Origin of the sequence: Micromonospora sp. DT81.3 (genome assembly GCF_049847225.1) — a bacterium.
In the GTDB taxonomy this organism is placed as follows: domain Bacteria; phylum Actinomycetota; class Actinomycetes; order Actinomycetales; family Microbacteriaceae; genus Microbacterium.
Window position 1 is genome coordinate 403,342 of the sequence record NZ_JBNCNY010000002.1, and the last position, 20,617, is coordinate 423,958.

Below are 20,617 nucleotides of genomic sequence, written 5' to 3' on the forward strand. Positions count from 1 at the left end.
CCGATGTCGCGGCACGCCCTTAGCCTCGGAGGATGAGCAAAATCCCCTACGCGATCGTCCCGCCGTATCTGCTCGCACACATCGCCGCGGCCGCCGAGCCGCGCTTCCCCAAGGCGGCACAGGCCGCGAGGGCGACCCTGGCCGTGGATCCCGTCCTGAATGCGGGGCGTTCGCGGCTTCGTCTCTCGATCGACGGCGACACGCTGGTGGCCGAGAACGCTCCGGCGCCTGATCGCACCATCAGCGACGCCGAACAGCTCGAGGATCTGCCCGGCGTCGTGGTGCGGGAAGAGGATGACGGCCCCGTGGGCGATGCCGCGGTCAACGAGGCGTTCGACGGCCTCGGCGCGACGTACGACCTCTTCTGGGACGGGTACGTCCGTGACTCCATCGACGGGGAGGGCGCCCCGATGAATGCCACGGTGCACTACGGCCAGGACTACGACAACGCGTTCTGGGACGGCGAGCGCATGGTCTTCGGCGACGGCGACGGCGAGGTGTTCCGGGGATTCACCGGCTCCCTCTCGGTGATCGCGCACGAACTCTCGCACGGCGTCATCGAGCGGGAGGGCGGCCTGACCTACGAGGGGCAGTCCGGCGCTCTCAACGAGTCGATCGCCGACGTCTTCGGTGCACTGACGGAGCAGTACCTCCTGGGGCAGGACGTCGAGCAGGCGTCCTGGCTGATCGGCGAGGGAATCTTCACCGATGCCGTGGAGGGCAAGGCCCTGCGTTCGATGCGGGCACCCGGCACCGCCTACGACGACGACGTGCTCGGCCGCGACCCGCAGCCGGCGCACATGGACGGCTATGTGCGCACGACCGATGACAACGGGGGCGTGCACATCAACTCCGGCATCCCGAATCGCGCCTTCTATCTCACCGCCGAAGCCCTCGGCGGCAACGCGTGGGAGCGCGCGGGTCTCATCTGGTATCGCGCGCTCACGAGCGGCCTCCCCTCCGATGCGACGTTCAGCGTCTTCGCCGACGCCACTGTGGCGGCGGCCGCGGCGGAGTACGGTGGAGACTCGGAGGAGACGCGCGCGGTCCGGGCCGGCTGGATCGGCGTCGGCGTGATCGAGGATGAGCTCAGCGAAGCCTGACAACCTGCTTACCGAAGAACCCACAATCACCGTGATCGTCGCACGCACGGGCGGCATCGCCGGCATGCGGCGCGAATGGCGGGCGGAGCCTCCCCCGAAGGAGGAGCCGCACTGGATCGCTCTCATCGAGGAGTGCCCATGGGATGCCGACCCCGGCGACGCCGGCGGCGCCGATCGCTTCGTCTGGAACATCGAGGCGCACTGCGGACCACGGCAGAAGCAGGCCGAGCTTCCCGATCGGGCGGTGCAGGGCCCGTGGCGGGAACTGGTGGACGAGGTGCGTGCGTTCAGCCAGCCGGCCAAGCCCGAGGCGCCGGTGAGCCCCGCGGGCCGCGGCGGTCCCCGGGCGGTCTGACGCTCAGCGCGCGAAGAGCTTGCGCTTCTTCTGCGGCTTGAGGTGCTTCTGCAGCGAGATCGTGCCGAGCCACCGGCCGAACTTGAACCCGACGCGACCCATCCGTCCGACCTCTTCGAAGCCCAGCTTCTCGTGCAGGGCGATGGATGCCTCGGCGCCCTTGTCGCTGATCACCGCCACGATCTCGCGGATGCCCACCGCCTCGCAGGCGGCGATCAGGGCCTCGAGCAGCGCACGGCCGAGGCCCTTGCCGGCCGCACCCGGACCGAGGTAGATCGAGTTCTCGACCGTGAAACGGTACGCGGACTTGCCGGACCAAGGTTGGACCAGGGCGTAGCCGAGCACCTGCCCGCTGGGGGATTCCGCGACCAGGAACGGCATCCCGAGCTTCTGCAGGTGCTCGAACTTCTCGCGCCACTGCTTGAGCGTCCAGCGCTTCTCGTCGAACGTGACCGAGGAGTTGGTGACGTAGTAGTTGTAGATCTCGCGGATGTCGGGGATGTCGCGGAGCTCGGCCGGGCGGATCTCGAACCCGAACGGCCGCTCGGCCTGGGCCTGCGCGCGGAGATGTCGCGGCAGCCGCCGCGGCTTCTCGTACTCCTCCTCCAGCATGGCGAACAGCCTACGCGGGGAGGCGCCAGTCGACCGGGCGGGCGCCCTGGGCCACCAGGAGGTCATTCGTGTGTGAGAAGGGCCGGGACCCGAAGAAGCCACGACTGGCCGATAGGGGCGACGGGTGCGCGGACTCGACGATGGGGGTGGCGCCCAGCAGAGGGCGGAGGTTCGCGGCATCCCGCCCCCAGAGGATGGCGACGAGCGGGCCCGGCCGGGCCACCAGCGTGCGGATCGCGTGCTCCGTGACCTTCTCCCACCCCCAGCCCCGATGGGAGGCCGGGGCGCCGGGGGCGACGGTCAGCACCCGGTTGAGCAGCATGATGCCCTGATCCGACCAGGCGGAGAGGTCGCCGTGCGGTGCGGGCTCGATGCCCAGGTCGTCGTGCAGCTCCCGGTAGATGTTCGTGAGGCTCCTGGGCAACGGCCGAACGTGCGACTCGACGGCGAACGAGAGACCGATGGGGTGTCCCGGCGTCGGATACGGATCCTGCCCGACGATCAGCACGCGCACGTCAGCGAGCGGCCGCTGGAACGCCCGGAGCACGTGATGTCCCGCCGGAAGGTAGCGGCGTCCGGCGGCGACCTCGGCGCGCAGCCGCTCGCCGATGGCGGCGATGTCGGGGGCGACCGGGCCAAGCGCATCGGCCCAGCCGGCATCCATCATGCCAGCATCCGCCAGCTGCGGCAGGGTTCTCGCCACGGCTTCAGGCCCCGACGGGCGATTCGTCCGACACGGGGCCCTGTGCCGACCACGGGAAATCGATCCACAGGTCGGTTTCGCGCCAGGAGTAGTCCGGCAGCTCGATCGAGCCCGGCTTCGTGTAGATCGTGGCCGAGCGCACGTCGGCGCCCTTGCCGCGCAGCAGCTCCACAGCGAGCTTCAGGGTGCGTCCGCTGTCGGCGACGTCGTCGACCAGCAGCACGCGCCGTCCCTCCAGGTACTCGAGGTCCAGATGCGGGGGCAGCAGCTCCGGGTTCTCGAGCACCGTGCCGATGCCGGTGTAGAACTCCACATTCAGCGCCCCGCAGTTCTTGGCGCCGAGCGCGTAGGCGACAGCGCCGCCGGGGATGAGACCGCCGCGCGCGATGGCCACGACGACCTCCGGCGAGAAGCCGTCACCGAGGATGCTGCGCGCGAGGTCGCGTGCAGCCTCGCCGAACGCGTCCCACGTGAGCCGCTCTCGAGTATCCGTCATGTCGTCCTCTTCGTCTGTGGAGCGGGGTCGGGGTGGACGTCGGGCGTCAATTGGCGCGCACCGTCAGGGGGCCGCGGGCGAGAAGGTGCTGCGCCGACTGCGCGACCGGCCGCATCGTGATCATGTCGAGGTTGACGTGGCCCGGCGCATTGAGCGCGTAGGCGATCACGTCGGCCACGTCATCCGCCACCAGCGGAGCCACGACGCCCTCGTAGACCTTCTCGGCGGCATTCTGATCGCCGCCGAGCCGATTGCGGGTGAACTCCTCGGTGTAGACCATTCCCGGGGCGACCTCCACGACGCGGATCGGCTCACCGTTCAGCTCGAGCCTCAGCGCATGCACGAGCATGGCCTCTCCGGCCTTCGCGGCGTTGTAGCCGGCACCGCCCGGATAGGCCGTCTGCGCGGCGGTCGATGTCACGAACACGGTGTCGGCGTGACCGTCGGCATCCGCCGCCCGTCGGAGGTGAGGCAGCAGCGCCGCGACGACGCGCTGGGCCGCCAGCACGTTGACATCGAACATCCACGACCAGTCGTCGGGCCGGGCGTTCTCGACGCGATCCGTGCCGCGCGCGCCGCCGGCGACCTGCACGAGCGCGTGCACGGGGCCCGACTCGGCCAGCCACGTCGCCAGCGCATCCACATCGGCCTGGCTCGTCAGGTCGGCCGCGAACACGGCCGCGCCCGTCTGCGCCTCGAGGGCGGCGAGACGGTCGGCGCGGCGCGCCACCCCGACGACATCCCATCCGGCGGCCCGCAGGGCCCGCACGGTCGCCTCCCCGATCCCGGAGCTGGCACCCGTCACCACAGCACGTCGTGTCATCCCTCCACGCTACCCGGGCGCCGCCGGATGCTCGCTCGTCCTTGTTACGTCACATTTCCCCCTCGTTGTTGACAACTCGGCCCGCCCGTACCTTGGCAGAGCCGGGCACCACGCCCGGACCCACCCGACTTACCGCAGGAGCACACCATGTCCGCACCCGAGAACTGGCGTTTCGAGACCAAGCAGATCCACTCGGGGGCGCAGCCTGACCCCACCACCAAGGCGCGGGCCACGCCGATCTACCAGACGACGTCGTACGTGTTCGACAACGCCGACCACGCGGCCAACCTGTTCGCTCTGGCCGAGTTCGGCAACATCTACACGCGCATCCAGAACCCCACCCAGGATGTCGTCGAGCAGCGTCTCGCCGCGCTCGAGGGGGGCACCGGCGCTCTGCTGCTCGCGAGCGGCCAGGCGGCCGAGACCGCTGCAGTGCTGAACATCGCCGAGGCCGGCGATCACATCGTCTCGTCGAGCTCGATCTACGGTGGCACCTACAACCTCTTCAAGTACACGCTTGCGAAGCTCGGCATCGAAACGACGTTCGTCGAGAACCAGGACGACGCCGAGGAGTGGCGCGCCGCCGTCCGGCCGAACACGAAGCTGTTCTTCGCCGAGACGATCGGCAATCCGAAGATCAACATCCTCGACATCCGTCTCGTCGCAGATGTCGCCCACGAGAACGGCATCCCGCTGATCGTCGACAACACGATCGCGACGCCGTACCTGATCAAGCCCTTCGAGTTCGGTGCCGACATCATCGTGCACTCGGCCACGAAGTTCCTCGGCGGCCACGGCACCGTCATCGGCGGCATCATCGTCGATGGTGGGAAGTTCGAGTGGTCGAAGAACGTCGACAAATTCCCCGGCCTCACGGTCCCCGACCCCAGCTACCACGGTGCCTCGTACACGGCGGCCGTCGGCGATGGCCTCGCATACATCATCAAGGCGCGCGTGCAGCTGCTGCGCGACCTCGGTGCCGCCATCTCGCCGCAGAGCGCATGGCTGCTGATCCAGGGCATCGAGACCTTGTCGCTGCGCATCGAGCGCCACGTGCAGAACGCGCAGGAGATCGCCGAGTGGCTCGAGAACCAGGAGGACGTGGCGTCGGTCAACTACTCTGGCCTGCCCACCTCCCCCTGGTACGCGAAGGCCAACGAATACGCACCGAAGGGCGTCGGCGCCGTGCTGTCGTTCGAGCTCAAGGGCGGCGTGCAGGCGGGTCGCGAATTCGTCAACTCGCTCACGCTGTTCAGTCACCTCGCGAACATCGGCGACGTGCGCTCGCTCGTCATCCACCCTGCTTCGACCACGCACTCGCAGCTCACACCGGAGCAGCAGCTCACGACGGGCGTGACGCCCGGCCTCGTGCGCCTCTCGCTGGGCCTCGAGAACATCGAGGACCTGAAGGCGGACCTCGAGCAGGCGCTCGGAGCCGCCCGCCGCGTCGTGGAGGCCGCACGCGCGTAGATCCTCGCGCTTCGCGGATGCCCCGGTCCTCGGCGACCTGGGCATCCGCCGTTCATGCGCCGGCAGCGCGGATCGGCCCCGACCCGTCCCACCACCGGAGCACCCGGAGGGCTCGGAGGGTGATCCATCGGCTCGGGAACCCTTCGGCCTGGTCGAAGTCGAAGTGGGTCGCTCCCGCGTGCGTGTTCTCGAGCATCCAGTACCCCTGCGGCCTCTGCTTCGCTCGCAGCACTTCGATCGCCTCGGCGCACCGGTCATCCCTCTCGGGGCGCGCGATCCGGAAGTGGTCGAGTCCACGAAGGATGTCGTAGAACCAGCGCATCGGATCGGACAGCATCAGGAAACGGGGGTCGGCCACCTCGCCCGTGGAGCGGCGCCGGAATAGGGCGCGCTCGAGGAGGTACTCCTCGCCCGCTCGACGGGCGTCGGCGACGGCGGCGTCGCCGCCACGCGCCCGCTCCCACTCGAGCAGCCCTTCGATCGAGCAGATGGTCGAGTGGAACGATGAGACGGCATTGCCGTCCTCGGCCCAGCAGTTCCAGCCGCCGTCGCGGAGGTGGACCGCGAGCAGGCGTTCGACGATGCGCGCGGCGTCCTCGCCGAAGTAGGCACCGGAGGCCAGGGCGATGCCGTTGATGCACGGTTCGGCCTCCCCGTCGAAGTAGGGTTCGCCGTTGTAGTCCCAGCGGGCGTTCTCCCGCACGAGCCCGACGGCACGCCGGGCCTGCTCGCTGCGCGGATCGAGCCCGAACTCCCGGAGCGACTGCAGGACGAAGTGCGTCGCCGTCCACGCATCGAAGAACGGCTTGGAGTCGTCGGCCCACGCCGGCCGGTAGGTGCCGCCATCCCACTGGCCGTCGGCGCCCTGCATCGACAGCAGCCGCCCGCCCCATCCATCGGTCGAGACCCGCGCGCGCTCGGCCTGGACTTCGTCCGCCGGTGCGTCCATCAGGTCCTGCATCACCTGCCAGCGGATCGCGGGGTCGGAATCGAGCAGCCAGCCGAGGACATCCATGCCCGGAAGTGTAGGTCGCGGCGGCGACATGGGCACCGTCGGCGACGCGGGAGTGGCACCGACGTGCCTAGAGTGTCGACATGAACGACCCGCTCGCGTCGCAGTATGAGGAGTTCGGCCGCCGGTGGGCGCACGACACCTCTCCGCTCTACGAACAGTGGTCCCTCGGCATCGCCGGAGACAGCGAGGTGCTCACGCTGCTCAGATCCCTGCCCGCGGAGAAGCAGCAGCCCAACCTGATCTTCGCCTCCGCCCGGTGGGCGGGCGGCCCGCTCGCGGGGTATCCCGAGTGGCGGGATTGGCTGGTGCAGAACTGGGATGCCGTCGCCGACGTGGCCCGGGCGCGCACGACGCAGACCAACGAAGCGGGGCGCTGCGCGACGTGGATGCCGCCGCTCTCCCGCATCGACGGACCGGTGGCGCTGCTCGAGGTAGGAGCCGCCGCCGGGCTGTGCCTGTTCCCGGATCGGTACGGCTACGAATACACGACGCCCTCCGGCATCCGGCGCCTCGAGCCGGCGGAATCCACCTCGGTGACGCTGCCCTGCCGCATCGATGACGCGGACGCCGTTCCCGCTCGCTATCCCGAGGTGGTGTGGCGGCGCGGCATCGACCTCGCACCGATCGACGCCTCCGATCCCGCGCAGATCGACTGGCTCGCCACGCTGATCTGGCCCGGTCCGGTGCACGATGAGCGGGTGGCCCGTCTGCGGGCCGCCGCCCGGATCGCGAGCGCCGATCCGCCGCGGATCGCGCGCGGCGACCTGCTCGAACTGGTTTCGGACGTCGCGGCGGAGTCGCCGGCCGACGCGACGCTGGTGGTGTTCCACAGCGCCGTCCTGCTGTATCTCGATTCCCGGCAGCGGCGCCGGTTCGCGGAACTGATGAGCGGACTCGGCGCGGCCGTCAGGCGGCGGGTGATGTGGCTGTCGAACGAGACGAAGGGAACGCTCGACGAGATCGACGCTCAGGTGCCGGCGGGTCTTGACACGTCGCACCGATTCGTGCAGACGCGCGACGCCACGGCGATCGCTCTCGCCGGCCAGCACGGGGCGGTCTACGAGACCGCGCCGTTCCGCGCCTGAGGCGTCTGGGAGCTCAGGCCCTGGTCTTCGGGCGCACGTGGGAGAGGCCGCCGTCGACGGCGAGCACCTGACCGGTGACCCAGTCGTTCGCGGGGTCGAGGAGGAACACCACGGCCCGGGCGACATCGTCGGGCTCCCCGAGCCGCCCGAGTGCGTGCATCGCCTCCGACACCTTCCGCGACCCCTCCGTCGACGTCAGCGACGCCGTGAGGCGCGTGCGGGTCAGACCCGGCGCCACGGCGTTCACGCGCAGGTTCTGCGAAGCGTATGAGGCGGCCGCCGAGAGTGCGAGCCCCACCACGCCGGCCTTCGCGGCGGCGATCGCCTCGTGGTTCGCGAGACCCGCGAGGGCCGCGGCCGATGACACCAGGACCAGCGAGCCTCCGCCGCGCATGTGCCGCCCCGCGGCACGCACGGTCGCGAAGGCGGTGGTCAGCGACGCGGCGATGACCTCGTCGTACTGATCGCGGGTGGTCAGGTGCGCGGGCTTGAGCAGCATGGAACCCGCGAAGCACACCGCGCCGTCGAGCACGCCGGCCGCCGCGAAGGCCGCGTCGACCGCGTCGAAGTCCGTCGCATCCAGCACCAGGTCCGCCCCCGACGCATCGCTGCGCGCTGTTGTGAGCACCTCGTGCCCCGCCTCGCGAAGCAGGTGCACGCTCGCCTGCCCGATGCCGCTTCCCGCGGCCACCACCAGAAATCGCGCCATGGCACCATTGTGGGCTGTAACACGGGGGTGTCGGCGCACGGTGGGCCGTAGCCTGGGACCTCACGCGAAAGGCGGAATCGGCGATGGACTGGCAGACCTCCGCGGTCACCCGCAGGGTGCCATCCGGCGACACCGCCCCAACCCCGAAAGGCGCTGGCTGATGGACTGGCAGACCTCCGAAGACACGGTGCCGTCGGCGCCCGTGACGGAGGCCGACGCCCGCATGCTCCTCGGACGCCCACCCGCGACGGGCGCCTGGCGCGACGGCGATCCCGCCGGCGACCGGCGCTTCGCCGCCTTCGGTGCCTTCCGCACGGAAGGCGGGCAGGAGCTGCCCGGGTTCCGCCTCGCGTTCGAAACGTGGGGCGAGCTGAACGCCGCGCGCGACAACGCGGTGCTCGTGCTGCACGCGCTGACGGGCGACAGCCACGTCCGAGGGCCGGCGACGGCCGGTCATGCCACGAGCGGCTGGTGGGACGACGTCGTGGGCTCGGGCGGCCCGATCGACACCGATCGCTGGTTCGTGGTCGCCCCGAACATGCTCGGCGGGTGCCAGGGGTCCACGGGCCCCGCGAGCATCGCCCCCGACGGGTACGAGTGGGCCTCCCGTTTCCCGTACCTGACCATCCGCGACCAGGTGTCCGCGCAGGCCCGCCTCGCCGACGCGCTGGGCATCGACACGTGGGCCGCTGTCGTCGGCGGCTCGATGGGCGGCATGCACGCCCTCGAATGGGCGGTCGGCCGGCCGGACCGCGTCGCGCGGGTCGGCATCCTGTCGGCGCCCCCCGTCAACACCGCCGATCAGATCGCGCTGAACTCCGTCCAGCTCGAGGCCATTCACATCGATCCACGCTTCCAGCGAGGCGAGTACTACGACGCGGCGGACGGCGACGGCCCGCACCGCGGGCTCGCCCTCGCGCGCCGGATGGCGCTGCTGAACTATCGAAGCCCCACCGAGCTGAACCAGCGGTTCCAGCGATCGTGGCAGTCGAGCGTCAGCCCCCTCGGGCACGGAGGGCGCTTCGCCGTCGAGTCGTACATCGACTTCCACGGCAACCGATTCACGCGGCGCTTCGACGCGAACTCCTACATCCGGCTGGTCGAGGCGATGAATTCCCACGACATCGGCCGCGATCGGGGTGGAGTCGAGGACGCCCTGGCCCGGGTGACCGCGAGCGCGCTCGTGCTCGGAATCGACAGCGACCGCCTGTTCCCCATCGACGGCCAGCACCGCATCGCGCGCGGCATATCCGGTTCGCTCGATGGCGACCGGGCCGTCGTGATCTCGAGCGACTTCGGTCACGACGGCTTCCTCATCGAGACCGCCGTCGTCGGAGCACACCTTCGGCGGCTGCTCGCGTCATGAGCGGGGTGCTCGCGGAGGCGCCCCACGACCGGAGCCGAGGCGCCGCGCGACCGGCGTCGAAGGGCAGCAGGACCTAGACCGGGCCCCCGCGACCCGAACGGGGACGGTGAGGAGTTCGGCCGAGCCGCCGCGGGATTTCCCGCGGATCCGGGGCCTGTCTCATTAGGCGCCCGCGGTCGCGACTTCGGGAGGAGATCGAGGATCGGGAGGATGGGTCCCGGAAAGACCGTCCTCCCGATGCCGGATCTCCTCCCTAGCGCGGAGATGCCCTGAACCTTCGTCGCGCTCCTTCCACGCCCGCCCCGCAGCTTCGGGACGAGATCGAGGATCGGGAGGCGCAGCGGGCGAGAAACGATCCTCCCGAAGCCGGATCTCCTCCGAAAATCGGCGTCTGCCCATATCGACATACCGACCGCCTCGAGGCCGCGAACGTAGACGTGCTCGATGCGCCCGTTCGCGGTCGTCGAACTCGTCCTACTTGCTCGCCGCTACCCCGCCCGCCGCCGCCTGAGCAGCAGCAGCGCGCCACCGAGCAGCAGGGCGGGCGAGCACGACGCTCTCCGCGTCCGACGGCCCCGCGTCGGTGACTGTGGCCGTGTAGGTGACCTGGCCGCCGACGGGGTGGCTCGCGGCATCCGCGATCTTGCCGGCGACGAGATCGGCCGATCGCACGATCGTCACGGGTACCTGACTCCGGTTGTTCTCCAAGTCGTACTCTCCCGTCACCGGCGACGCTACAGCCGCCGTGTTCACGACCGAGGCCGGCGCCTGGTCGGGCGCGATGCGCGCACCCACCCGCACCGTGCGGCTCTCCCCCGCGACGAGCGTGCCGATGGCGCACGAGACGAACGATCCCTCGGGCTGCGTCACGACGGTGCAGGGCGGGTCAGAGGAAGCAGGGTCGAAGGCGAGCTCCGGGGGGAACAGATCGCCCACCTCCGTGAGGACCGCATCCGACGGCCCCGCGTTGGTGGCGACGAGGCTGAAGCCGGCGACGGATCCCGCCGCGAACTCGGCGGCGTCCGGGATCTTGGTGAGCGCGAGGTCGGCCACGGCGGCGACGTCCTGGCTGACCTCGTCCGATGCCTCTGCGGAGAGCGAGGACGCGACCGTGGCGGTGTTCGTGACCGACGGCCGGCCCGCTATCCCCGGCTGGACGGTGCCCGAGATCGTGATGAGCACGGGCGGCGGCTCGGGGACTCGCCCGAACGGGGCGTGCATGGAGGGAGATCAGAAATCGCGCGTGTAGATCCACGGCAGCGCGCCGACTTCGAGCCTGTGGCGTGCTCCGGATGCCGACGGGCCGCCTTCGCGGTCGTACTCCTCGTCCTCCCGCCAGAAGAACACCGGACCCTCGGCGCCGCGCCGGACCTGGGTCTCGAAGATCCGGACGCCGGCGACGCGCGTGGCGCCCAGCAGCCCTTCCACATCGACCGCCTCCGTGAGGCCGGTGAGGGTCACCCACGTCGGCGGGTACAGGGTCAGCTCGCCGCGCGCGTGCCCCCGGAGGGCATCTGCGGGCCGCATCCACCGTGCGGTGACGGCCTCGCGGGGCTCGAGTCGGAGCTCGCCACCCGGTGCCCGCACCGCGAAGAACCAGGTGCGGATGCGCAACGGAAGCCCCGGCGGTGGGTCCCAGCACGACAGCGGAACGAGATCGCCTGGATCCACCACGAGTCCCGTCTCCTCGAGAGTCTCGCGCACCGCCGCGCGTCGCGCGTCCGCCTCTTCCGAAGGGGTGGGGTCAGCGCCGGCATCCGCGGGATCGAGCTTGCCACCGGGGAACACCCACGCCCCCGCGAACGATCCGCGGTCCGGACGTTCGATCAGCAGCACCTCGAGCCCCTCTGCCGCGTCGCGGGCGAGGATCACGGTGGCTGCGACCGGGATATCGGGGTCGGCGAGATCGCCCGCGACGCGAGGCCGCGATTCCCCGACGGCGTCCGCGAGCGCCCGCAGAACGCGTTCCGCAGCCCGGGGCGGCGGAGGAGCGTCGTCGGTCACCCGACCACTCTAGGCGGGGGCTGGGACCGCTACCCTGCGGCGATCGCGCGTGAGACTGACCGTCGCGATGGCCAATCCGGCGAGAGCGAGCGCCACGCCCGCCCACGCCGGTGCGGCGAAGCCGAAGCCCGCCGTGATGACCAGGCCGCCGAGGAACGCCCCCATGCTGTTTCCGAGGTTGAGAGCCGAGTGATTGAGGGCCGCTGCGATGGACTGGTTCTCGCCGGCGACATCCATCAGGCGAGTCTGGATGGCGGGGCTGAGGGCCGAGGAGACCAGCCCGGTCAGGAACACGAAGAAGGCGACCGCATAGATCCACTGCGCCGTCAGCGCCAGGAGTGCCAGCACGACGGCGAGCGCGGACAGCCCGAGAAGCAGGGTGCGGCGCTGATCGATGTCGGCGAGGTGTCCGCCGACGAGATTGCCGATGGTCATTCCGATGCCCATGACCACGAGGATGATCGGCACGGCCCACTCCGGCGAACCGGCCACCTCGGTGACAACGGGAGCCACGTAGCTGTAGACGGCGAAGAACCCTCCGAAGCCGATCGCTCCGAATGCGAGCGTCGCCCACACCTGCCCGACCCGGAACACCCCGAGCTCAGCGCGCAAAGTCCTGCCCGGTTCACCCGGGTGCTCCGGCACGAAGAACATGATGAACACGGTCGCGAGGGCGAAGATCCCAGCCACGACCACGAAAGCGGCGCGCCATCCCACCTGCTGTCCGAGATAGGTGCCGAGGGGCACTCCCACCACGTTCGCGACCGTCAGACCGGTGAGCACGAAGGCGACACCCTTGGCGCGGTTGCCGGGGCCGAGCACGTCGGCCGCGACGAGGGCCCCGATCCCGAAGTACGCGCCGTGAGGCAGTCCCGCGAGGAAGCGCGAGGCGGCGACGAGCTCGAAAGTCGGTAGGACGAACGTCAGGGCGTTGAACAGCGTCAGGGCGAGCGCCAGGCAGATCATCACGCGGTGCCGGGGGAACCGCGCGACCGATCCGGCGATCGTCGGAGCCCCGACCACCACGCCGAGTGCGTAGAGGGTGATCAGCCAGCCGGTCTGTGCGATCGCGTCATCCGGGCTGGCCGCCCACGCGGTCGGCAGCAGATCCTGGGCGATGTCGGGCAGCAGGCCCATCACGACGAACTCGGTCATGCCGATTCCGAAGCTGCCGATCGCGAGAGAGAGGAGCGCCCTCTTCGCCGCACCCCTCGACGAAGTCGAGGTGGTCACGCCACCACTGTACCGGCCATCAGTCCTGGCGTCGAATCGATTCGACCGCGGATTCGAGCCGTTCGATCTTCCCGTCGATCTCTCCCGCGTGCCCCGGGCGGATATCGGCTTTCAGCACGAGCGAGACGCGCGAGCCGAACGGAAGGACGGCCTCGGTGGCACGCTTCACGACATCGAAGACCTCATCCCACTCCCCCTCCAGCTCGGTGAACATCGAGGTGGTGCGATTCGGCAGTCCCGAATCACGGACGACGCGCACCGCGGCCGCGACGGCCTCGTGCACGGAACCGTCGGCGGAGCCGGTTCCGCTGGGAGCGACGGAGAAGGCGATCAGCATGAGTTCCTCCAGTGGGAAAGGGGATGGATTCGGGGCTGGCGACGGGCCGTGAGAAGGCGAGTCGATGCGCGGGCGAGCAGAGACGTCATGTCACGTCGGCTGCGGCATCCGGCGTGGGAACGCGCCCGGGGAACGCGCCGCGCCTTAGGCGCCGCGGGGCCGAGACCCGCACGAGGCGCGTGATGCTCCACACGAGCAGCACGACGAGAAGCAGGTTGCGAGCGGTCAGCAGAGCGACGGCGAACGGCTCGGCGGCGAGCACGCGGTGGTAGGCCAGCGGGTACACCGCCTGCGTCAGCGCCGCGATGGCGAGGCCCGTGGCCGCGAGCGGCCACGCGCGGCGCCGATCGACGACGAGCCACAGCACGAGGGGGGCGATCAGCCACGACTCGAACTGCGGCGAGCCCACCTTGTTGACGACGATGAGCGTCAGCACGAGCGCGAGCGACAGCGGCGGGAACAGCGTGACGAAGGGGGCGCCCCGGCGGGCCTTGACGCCGCCGACAACGGCGACGGCCATCACGGCGACGACGAGCAGCGGGGTCATGGCCGCGATGACCACGTCGACGTGCGGCCCCGCCACCTGGAACGTCAGGAGGTCACGGTTGTAGAAGATGAACGAACCGGGGATGTCGGCGACCGCCCGCCAAAGATAGAACATGCTCACCGGCGCCTCGAGCTGGAGTCCTCGGCCGGTCTGCGCAGTGACGAAACCTAGGGCGTGCGAAGCACCGCCCGCGAGCACGACGCCCGCGAGCACGGCGCCGCTCACGATCGCGGCCCCACCGAGCACCACGGCGCGGCGACGCAGGGCCAACAGGCCGGCGAGGATCAGCGCCGCGGGCCAGATCTTCATCCAGGCACCGATCGCGAGGAGCACCGATCCGGCCCAGGGGGCCTTCGCCAGCCACAGCAGGCCGGCGACGGCGAGCGGGACCGTGACGGCGTCGATGCGGTACATGCCGATCGGCCCGAGCAGGGCGAGGAACGCGAGCCAGAACCACGCGGCGACGGTGCGGCCGCTCGAGCGCCCCCGTCCGACGAGCAGTCCGAACGCCGCCGCGCTGCATGCCGTGACGAAGACCGCCCAGCCGACGGTGTAGCCATGGATCCAGGAAAGACCGTGCGCGAGCACCATCGGCAGCAGGGCGAGCGGCGGATACACCCACGGCTTGGTGATCCCGACGATCCCGCCATCGTTCAGGGCCCGGGTGGACCACGGCTCGTACAAGAAGTAGACATCGCCCATGGGCTGGTTTGCCTGCACCCACCCGAGCAACGCGACGCCGAGGTGCACGAGCAGGAACGCCACCCACAGCACCACTCGCCTCGACACGCGCACCATCCTAGGCGGGCGTCGTTTCATCCAGAGCGCGGCCGCCGGCCGGTGGAGTCGGCCCGTTACACGCCCGCGATCGCCTCGGCGATGGCGGCCGGCAGCGCATCGGCCACATCGAGGGCGACGATCGGCCGGCCGGGCCCGGCGTCCGCCCGGGCCGCGATGCGAGCGGCGCGCCCGTGCAGCCAGGCCGCCGTCGCGGCCAGGACCGCGAGTTCGCCGCGGGCTCCCGCTTGCGCGACGAGGGCTCCGAGCACACCCGCCAGAACGTCCCCGGAACCGGCGGTGGCGAGCCAGGGTGTTGCGGCGCGCACCGCGATCAGCCGGCCGTCGGGCGATGCGATCAGCGTCTCGGATCCCTTGCGCAGGACGACGTGGCCGAGCTCGACCGCCGTCTCGGCGACGGCGCGGGCGTCGGTCGCGTGCTCGTCGAGACCGAGGTTCGCGCGAAGGCGAGCGAACTCACCGGCGTGCGGGGTGAGGATCAGGGGCGCGGCGGCGCCGCGCGCAAGATCGAGAGCGCCTGCGTCCACGACGACAGGAACGTCGCCGCCGACGAGATCGCGCAGCGCCGAGTCCTCCTCGTCGGTGCGGCTCCTTGCATCCGTCCCCGAGCCGATCACCCACGCCGTCACTCGGCCGTCGGCCAGCACGGTCTCGGGTCGACGGGCGAGCACGAGCCGGCCGACATCCGCGTCCCCGACCCAGCGCACCATGCCCGCGCCCGCACGCCACGCGCCTTCCACCCCGAGGACCGCAGCGCCGGGATAGGCCGGCGTCCCGGTGCGCAGGCCGACCACGCCTCGGGAATACTTGTCGTCGGCGTCCGTTGGCACCTTGATATGGGAAGCGGCGTCCGCGCGCGTCCATACGTGGAGCTCGGTCATCCCCCCACGTTAGCCTCGACCTCGGAGTCCCTGTGAGCATCCTCTTCTCGCCCCTCACCCTCCGGGGAACCACTCTTCGCAATCGGCTCTGGGTGTCGCCCATGTGCATGTACAGCGCGGCCGACGGCGTCCCCCAGGAGTGGCATCACACGCACCTCGCCCAGTTCGCCTCGGGCGGCGCGGGGCTGATCGTCGCCGAGGCGACCGCGGTCTCCCCCGAAGGGCGCATCTCGCCCCGTGACACCGGGATCTGGACCGATGAGCAGCGGAACGCCTGGGCGCCGATCGTCGCCGCCATCCATGCGCGCGGCTCGAAGGCGGGCATCCAGCTCGCCCACGCGGGCCGCAAGGCCTCGACGTGGTGGCCGTTCTCCGGCCGTCGGGGAAGCGTCGCCGCCGAAGACGGCGGCTGGCCGACCCTTGCCCCGTCCGCGGTGGCCTATGAGGGCTTCGCCGAACCCGTCGCTCTCGACGCCGCGGGGATCGACGCCGTCGTCTCGGACTTCGCCGCGGCCACGCGCCGCTCGCTCGAGGCCGGATTCGAGGTGCTCGAGGTGCACGGGGCGCACGGGTACCTGCTGCACCAGTTCCTGTCCCCGCTGTCGAACCGGCGCGACGACGAATACGGCGGCTCTCTCGAGAACCGCGCACGCCTGCTGCTGCGGGTCGTGCGCGCCGTCAGGGATGCGGCGGGCGGGGCGCGCGCCGGCAAGCCGGGGGTGTGGCGCGGATCCCCACAAGAAGGCGTTCCGATCATCGTGCGGATCTCGGCAACCGACGCGGCCGACGGCGGTTTCGACGTCGACGAGGCGGCGATCGTGGCGGAATGGGCGGTGGAGGCGGGAGCCGACCTCATCGACGTCTCCAGCGGCGGGCTCGTCGCTCATCAGGCCATCGAGGTGTCCCCCGGCTACCAGGTGCCGCTCGCGGCGAGGATCCGCAAGACCGCCGGAGTGCCCGTGACCGCCGTCGGCATGATCACCGACGGTGCGCACGCGGAGTCCGTGCTCGCAGACGGAGACGCCGATGCCGTGTTCGTCGGCAGGGAGTGGCTGCGCGACCCGCACTTCGCGCTGCGCGCGGCGCACGAGCTCGGCGTCGAGGTCGACTACTGGCCCGAGCAGTACCAGCGGGCGCGCTGGGCGAGCTAGCTGGACGGTGCCCTCCTAGCCGACGGTGCCCTCCTAGCCGACGGTGCCCTCCTAGCCGACGGTGCCCTCCTAGCCGAGCTCGTCGAAGAAGGCGGTCACCTCGCCGGCGAACAGCGCGGGCTCCTCCCACGGTCCGAAGTGGCCGCCTCGTGGCATCCGGGTCCACCGCCGCACGTCGAAGAAGCGCTCCGCGAATTGCCTCGGTGCGGGGTTGATGTCGCGCGGGAAGATCGCGAAGCCGGTCGGCGCGCTGACGCGCGAGGCGGGGTCGATCTGCCGGAGGGACGCGTCGCGGTAGTAGCGGGCGGCGGATGCGGCGGTCCCGGTGACCCAGTAGACCATCAGGTCATCGAGAAGCTCGTCCCGGGAGAACCGCGAGTAGACATCGCCATCGCAGTCGCTCCAGGCGCGGAACTTCTCGAGGAACCACGCGGCGAGCGCCACGGGCGAATCGGTGAGGCCGTAGGCGAGGGTCTGGGGCTTCGTCCGCTGCAGCAGCGCGTAGGCCCCTTCGGTCTGAAACCACTCGGCCATGCGCTGCACGAACGCGTTCTCGTCGGCGTCGAGCGTCGCGGCATCCACGGTGTATCGGTGCCAGAAGGGCACGTCACCGAGGTGCAGCCCGATCACGCGGTCCGGATGCCGCAGGGCGACCGCCTCGGCGATCGTGCTGCCGATGTCGCCGCCGTGCACCCCGAACGAGCCGAAGCCGAGCTTCGACATGGTGGCCGCGAGGAGATCGGCGACGCGGTCCGGACCGAAGCCGGGCGACGCGGGCCGTTCGGAGAACCCGTAGCCCGGGATGCTGGGGACCACGAGGTCGAAGCGCTCGGAGAGCAGCGGGATCGCCTTCTCGAACCGCAGGAACGAGTCCGGCCAGCCATGGAGGAGCAGCAGGGGGGTAGCGCCCGGCGTGCCGGCACGGACGAGGTGGATGCCGACACCGTCGATCTCGTGCAGTTCATGCCGGAGTGCGTTCAGGCGCGCCTCCGTTCTCCGCCAGTCGTAGCCATCCGCCCAGCGATCCACGAGCGAGCGGAGGGCAGCCAGGGGCGTGCCCCACGACCAGTCGTCCTCGCCGCCGGTGATCGAATCCGGCCATCGGGTGCGGGCCAGCCGCTCGGCGAGGTCATCGAGCACCGCCTGCGGCACATCGATCCGGAACGCTGTCATGGCGTCATGTTATTGGCGACGACCGACACGGGCCGTCCGGACGCCCCGCCCTGCGCCCCCCGGCGTCGCCCGGCGTGCTATCGCCCGCGTCGCGTGGCGTCCTGCACCTCGCCCACCAGCTCCTCGATGATGTCCTCGAGGAAGAGCACCGCCGTGGTCTCGCCCGTGGCGTCCACGACCCGTGCGAGGTGACGGCCGGCGCGCCGCATCAACGCAAGCGCGTCCTCGAGGTCGGTCGTCTCGAGGACGGGGACCATGTGGTGGATGCGCTTCGCGGGCAGGGGCTTCGCGACGGTCGCCCCGGATCCCGGCCCCTCGGCGGAGCGCAGGATGTCCTTCAGGTGCACGTAGCCGGCCGGCACACCCGCGGCATCCACGATCACGTAGCGGGAGAACCCGTGCTTCGCGACCGCGCGCTCGATCTCATCCGGCGTCGTCGTCTCGGGCAGCGTGACGATCTGCGACAGCGGCACCGCGATGTCCATGGCCTTCTTGTCCGTGAACTCGACGGCCGCCGCGACGGTGCCCGAGAGGTCATCCAGCACGCCCTCGATCCGCGACTGATTCACGATCGTCGCGACCTCTTCGAGCGTGAAAGTCGATGCGGCCTCATCCTTCGGCTCGACGCGGAACAGCCGCAGCACGGCGTTGGCCAGCCAGTTCAGCATCCAGATCACGGGATGGAAGACCTTCGACACCCACACGAGCGGGGTCGCCAGCATCAGCACCGCCCGGTCGGGAACCGAGAACGCGAGGTTCTTGGGCACCATCTCGCCGAACACCACGTGCAGGTAGGACACCAGCAGCAGGGCGACGATGAACGAGATCACATCGACCGCACCCTCGGAGAGACTCGTGAGACCTAGCGGCTCGGCCAGCAGGTGGTGGATCGCCGGCTCCGACACGTTGAGGATGAGCAGCGAGCAGATGGTGATTCCGAGCTGGGATGTCGCCAGCATCAGCGTCGCATGCTCCATCGCGTAGAGCGCCGTCTTGGCCGACCGCGACCCGCGCTCGGCGAGCGGCTCGATCTGCGAGCGGCGTGCGGAGATGACGGCGAACTCGGCGCCGACGAAGAACGCGTTGAACGCGAGCAGCACGGCGAGCCATGCGATTCCGGCCCAGTCACTCATCGCTCTCACCCGCCTCGGCGCCCTCCGGCATCGGCACGGGCGTGAAGCGCACGCGGTCGACACGGCGACCGTCCATGCGCTGCACGGTCAGCGTTCCGTCCTCGATCTGAACCTCGTCGCCGAGCACGGGGATGCGCTCCAGCACGCTCATGAGGAAACCGCCGACGGTGTCGTAGACATCGCCCTCCGGCACGCGCACGCCGGTGCGGTCGAGCAGTTCGTCCGGGCGCAGCTCTCCCGGGAAGGTCAGGGAATCAGCGCCGCGGACGACGCCGGCGCGATTGCGGTCGTGCTCGTCCGACACCTCGCCGACGATCTCCTCGACGAGGTCCTCGAGGGTGACGACACCAGATGTGCCGCCGTATTCGTCGACCACGATCGCCATCTGGTAGCCGCGGGCTCTGAGCTCGGCGATGAGGGCATCCAGGTGCACGGTCTCGGGCACACGCAGGGGTTCGGTCGAGAGGGCGGCCGCCGGCACGTCGGGGCGCCGGTCGCGCGGGACGCTGACCGCGGCCTTGAGGTGCACGACGCCGACGATGTCGTCCATGGAGTCGTCGTAGACGGGGAAGCGGCTGTGGCCGGTGCGTCGGGCCAGCTGGATGATGTCGTCCGCCGAGTCGCCGGCGGCGACGGCATGGACGCTCGGGCGAGGTGTCATCACGTCGTCGGCGGTCAGCCGCGAGAAGTTCAGGCTGCGATTGAGGAGGGATGCCGTGTCCTCTTCGAGGACGCCGGCGCTCGCGGACCGCCGGACGAGGGAGGAGAGCTCCTCGGCCGTCCGCGCGCCGGACAGCTCTTCCTTGGGTTCGACGCCCATCACGCGCAGCACGCCGTTGGCGCTGCCGTTGAGCACGGCGATCGCCGGCCGGAAGACGGTGGTGAAGGCGACCTGCGCGGGGAGCACGAGCTTCGCCGTCTGACGGGGCAGCGCGAGCGCGAAGTTCTTGGGCACCAGCTCGCCGAGGATCATCGACAGCACCGTCGCGACGCTGATCCCCACGAACACCGCGATCGGTGAGACCAGCCCGGCGGGCAGGCCCCAGGACGTGAGCACGGGCCGCAGCAGGTTGGAGATCGCGGGTTCCATGGCGTAGCCCGTGAGGAGCGTCGTCAGCGTGATGCCGAGCTGAGCACTCGAGAGATGCGTCGATGTGATCTTCAGCGCCTGGATCGTGATGGCCAGGCGCGTCTCACCGCGTTCCTGACGGGCCTCGAGGTCCGCACGGTCGAGGTTCACCAGCGCGAACTCGCTCGCGACGAACACCCCGGTTCCGATGGTGAGCAGGAGCCCCACGCCCAACATGACGTAATCCATCACACGTCACTCCCCTCACGAGGTGCCAGGCGGTGGGGCGAGGGTCTACAAGAAGGAGGGTCATCCATCGTGCCTCCATGTTACCGGAGCTGACGGCGTGGCCCGCCGGTCCGGGAGTCCGCCGGCGGCGGACACGCCGCGTCGGGCGGCATCCGTCCGGCGCCCTCCCCCCGGCGGTCGCGATCTGTTCGGGTGTCTGCGCTTCGCGCTGCACTTCTCGCCGCGCGCGGCGTCAATCGGTGCAGCGGGAACAGGAATGAGCAGCGCCAACCGGCTCGGGCGAGACCGGTCCGAGTCGCCCGGCG

At 70.5% G+C, this 20,617-nt stretch carries 21 protein-coding genes; 6 read left to right on the forward strand and 15 right to left on the reverse strand.

Translation table 11 applies throughout. The features are described from left to right. Nucleotides 1–32 precede the first annotated feature (32 nt). A complete protein-coding gene (locus ACPW96_RS06165; RefSeq protein WP_425882365.1) occupies nucleotides 33–1,103 on the forward strand; it encodes a M4 family metallopeptidase in 1,071 nt (356 codons plus the stop codon). Then, nucleotides 1,084–1,458 carry a protealysin inhibitor emfourin gene (locus ACPW96_RS06170; RefSeq protein WP_425882366.1) on the forward strand — a complete coding sequence of 125 codons (375 nt, stop codon included), beginning with the start codon at nucleotides 1,084–1,086 and terminating at the stop codon, nucleotides 1,456–1,458. The genes ACPW96_RS06165 and ACPW96_RS06170 overlap by 20 nt, the downstream gene beginning before the upstream one ends. Nucleotides 1,459–1,461: 3 nt before the next feature. Here ACPW96_RS06170 and ACPW96_RS06175 read toward each other — a convergent pair whose 3' ends face one another. Genes ACPW96_RS06175 through ACPW96_RS06190 form a run of 4 tightly spaced genes read right to left on the reverse strand, consistent with a single transcriptional unit; the run spans nucleotide 1,462 to nucleotide 4,092 of the window. Next, nucleotides 1,462–2,070: a GNAT family N-acetyltransferase gene (locus tag ACPW96_RS06175; RefSeq protein ID WP_425882367.1), complete on the reverse strand. Its 609-nt coding sequence runs from the start codon at nucleotides 2,068–2,070 to the stop codon at nucleotides 1,462–1,464. A 10-nt stretch (nucleotides 2,071–2,080) separates the two neighbouring features. Beyond that, a complete protein-coding gene (locus ACPW96_RS06180; protein ID WP_425882368.1) occupies nucleotides 2,081–2,773 on the reverse strand; it encodes a uracil-DNA glycosylase in 693 nt (230 codons plus the stop codon). A gap of 4 nt (nucleotides 2,774–2,777) precedes the next feature. After that, on the reverse strand, nucleotides 2,778–3,269 hold the full coding sequence (locus ACPW96_RS06185; RefSeq protein ID WP_425882369.1) for a phosphoribosyltransferase: 492 nt from the start codon (nucleotides 3,267–3,269) through the stop codon (nucleotides 2,778–2,780). Between the two features lie 46 nt (nucleotides 3,270–3,315). Then, on the reverse strand, nucleotides 3,316–4,092 hold the full coding sequence (locus tag ACPW96_RS06190) for an SDR family oxidoreductase (RefSeq protein WP_425817309.1): 777 nt from the start codon (nucleotides 4,090–4,092) through the stop codon (nucleotides 3,316–3,318). 147 nt (nucleotides 4,093–4,239) lie between these two features. On the opposite strand from ACPW96_RS06190, the gene ACPW96_RS06195 reads away from it, so the two are divergent. Further along, the gene (locus tag ACPW96_RS06195) at nucleotides 4,240–5,562 is read left to right on the forward strand and encodes a bifunctional o-acetylhomoserine/o-acetylserine sulfhydrylase (RefSeq protein ID WP_425882370.1); all 1,323 of its coding nucleotides are present in this window, start codon (nucleotides 4,240–4,242) and stop codon (nucleotides 5,560–5,562) included. A 52-nt stretch (nucleotides 5,563–5,614) separates the two neighbouring features. Here the strand turns inward: ACPW96_RS06195 and ACPW96_RS06200 are convergent, their stop codons facing one another. Further along, entirely contained in the window at nucleotides 5,615–6,577 is a 963-nt protein-coding gene (locus tag ACPW96_RS06200; RefSeq protein WP_425882371.1) for a hypothetical protein, read from the reverse strand. Between the two features lie 80 nt (nucleotides 6,578–6,657). Here ACPW96_RS06200 and ACPW96_RS06205 point away from each other — a divergent pair, with 80 nt between their 5' ends. After that, nucleotides 6,658–7,662: a DUF2332 family protein gene (locus ACPW96_RS06205; protein WP_425882372.1), complete on the forward strand. Its 1,005-nt coding sequence runs from the start codon at nucleotides 6,658–6,660 to the stop codon at nucleotides 7,660–7,662. 13 nt (nucleotides 7,663–7,675) lie between these two features. On the opposite strand, the gene ACPW96_RS06210 is transcribed toward ACPW96_RS06205, so the two are convergent. After that, nucleotides 7,676–8,371, reverse strand: coding sequence for an SDR family oxidoreductase (locus tag ACPW96_RS06210; RefSeq protein WP_425817301.1), 696 nt, complete (start codon nucleotides 8,369–8,371; stop codon nucleotides 7,676–7,678). A gap of 160 nt (nucleotides 8,372–8,531) precedes the next feature. Between ACPW96_RS06210 and metX the strand changes: the two genes are divergently transcribed. Further along, the gene (gene metX / locus ACPW96_RS06215) at nucleotides 8,532–9,737 is read left to right on the forward strand and encodes a homoserine O-acetyltransferase MetX (protein ID WP_425817299.1); all 1,206 of its coding nucleotides are present in this window, start codon (nucleotides 8,532–8,534) and stop codon (nucleotides 9,735–9,737) included. A gap of 474 nt (nucleotides 9,738–10,211) precedes the next feature. Here the strand turns inward: metX and ACPW96_RS06220 are convergent, their stop codons facing one another. The 6 genes from ACPW96_RS06220 to ACPW96_RS06245 form a co-directional block, all read right to left on the reverse strand. Beyond that, entirely contained in the window at nucleotides 10,212–10,958 is a 747-nt protein-coding gene (locus tag ACPW96_RS06220) for a hypothetical protein (protein WP_425882373.1), read from the reverse strand. 9 nt (nucleotides 10,959–10,967) lie between these two features. Then, nucleotides 10,968–11,741, reverse strand: coding sequence for an NUDIX hydrolase (locus ACPW96_RS06225; protein ID WP_425882374.1), 774 nt, complete (start codon nucleotides 11,739–11,741; stop codon nucleotides 10,968–10,970). A gap of 9 nt (nucleotides 11,742–11,750) precedes the next feature. After that, on the reverse strand, nucleotides 11,751–12,974 hold the full coding sequence (locus ACPW96_RS06230) for an MFS transporter (protein WP_425882375.1): 1,224 nt from the start codon (nucleotides 12,972–12,974) through the stop codon (nucleotides 11,751–11,753). Nucleotides 12,975–12,993: 19 nt separating this feature from the next. Beyond that, nucleotides 12,994–13,311, reverse strand: coding sequence for a thiamine-binding protein (locus tag ACPW96_RS06235; protein WP_425817291.1), 318 nt, complete (start codon nucleotides 13,309–13,311; stop codon nucleotides 12,994–12,996). A gap of 85 nt (nucleotides 13,312–13,396) precedes the next feature. After that, nucleotides 13,397–14,647 (reverse strand): glycosyltransferase 87 family protein, encoded by a 1,251-nt coding sequence (locus ACPW96_RS06240; protein ID WP_425882376.1) that lies wholly within the window; start codon nucleotides 14,645–14,647, stop codon nucleotides 13,397–13,399. A gap of 65 nt (nucleotides 14,648–14,712) precedes the next feature. Further along, entirely contained in the window at nucleotides 14,713–15,537 is an 825-nt protein-coding gene (locus ACPW96_RS06245; protein ID WP_425817287.1) for an ADP-dependent NAD(P)H-hydrate dehydratase, read from the reverse strand. Between the two features lie 32 nt (nucleotides 15,538–15,569). Between ACPW96_RS06245 and ACPW96_RS06250 the strand changes: the two genes are divergently transcribed. Then, nucleotides 15,570–16,688 carry an NADH:flavin oxidoreductase/NADH oxidase gene (locus tag ACPW96_RS06250; protein WP_425882377.1) on the forward strand — a complete coding sequence of 373 codons (1,119 nt, stop codon included), beginning with the start codon at nucleotides 15,570–15,572 and terminating at the stop codon, nucleotides 16,686–16,688. Between the two features lie 69 nt (nucleotides 16,689–16,757). Here the strand turns inward: ACPW96_RS06250 and ACPW96_RS06255 are convergent, their stop codons facing one another. From ACPW96_RS06255 to ACPW96_RS06265, 3 genes are all read right to left on the reverse strand, one after another. Next, nucleotides 16,758–17,861, reverse strand: a complete 1,104-nt coding sequence (locus ACPW96_RS06255; RefSeq protein ID WP_425882378.1) for an epoxide hydrolase family protein — start codon at nucleotides 17,859–17,861, stop codon at nucleotides 16,758–16,760. A 77-nt stretch (nucleotides 17,862–17,938) separates the two neighbouring features. Then, entirely contained in the window at nucleotides 17,939–18,994 is a 1,056-nt protein-coding gene (locus ACPW96_RS06260) for a hemolysin family protein (RefSeq protein WP_425817281.1), read from the reverse strand. Beyond that, entirely contained in the window at nucleotides 18,987–20,312 is a 1,326-nt protein-coding gene (locus tag ACPW96_RS06265; protein WP_425817279.1) for a hemolysin family protein, read from the reverse strand. The genes ACPW96_RS06260 and ACPW96_RS06265 overlap by 8 nt, the downstream gene beginning before the upstream one ends. Between the last annotated feature and the right edge of the window lie 305 nt (nucleotides 20,313–20,617).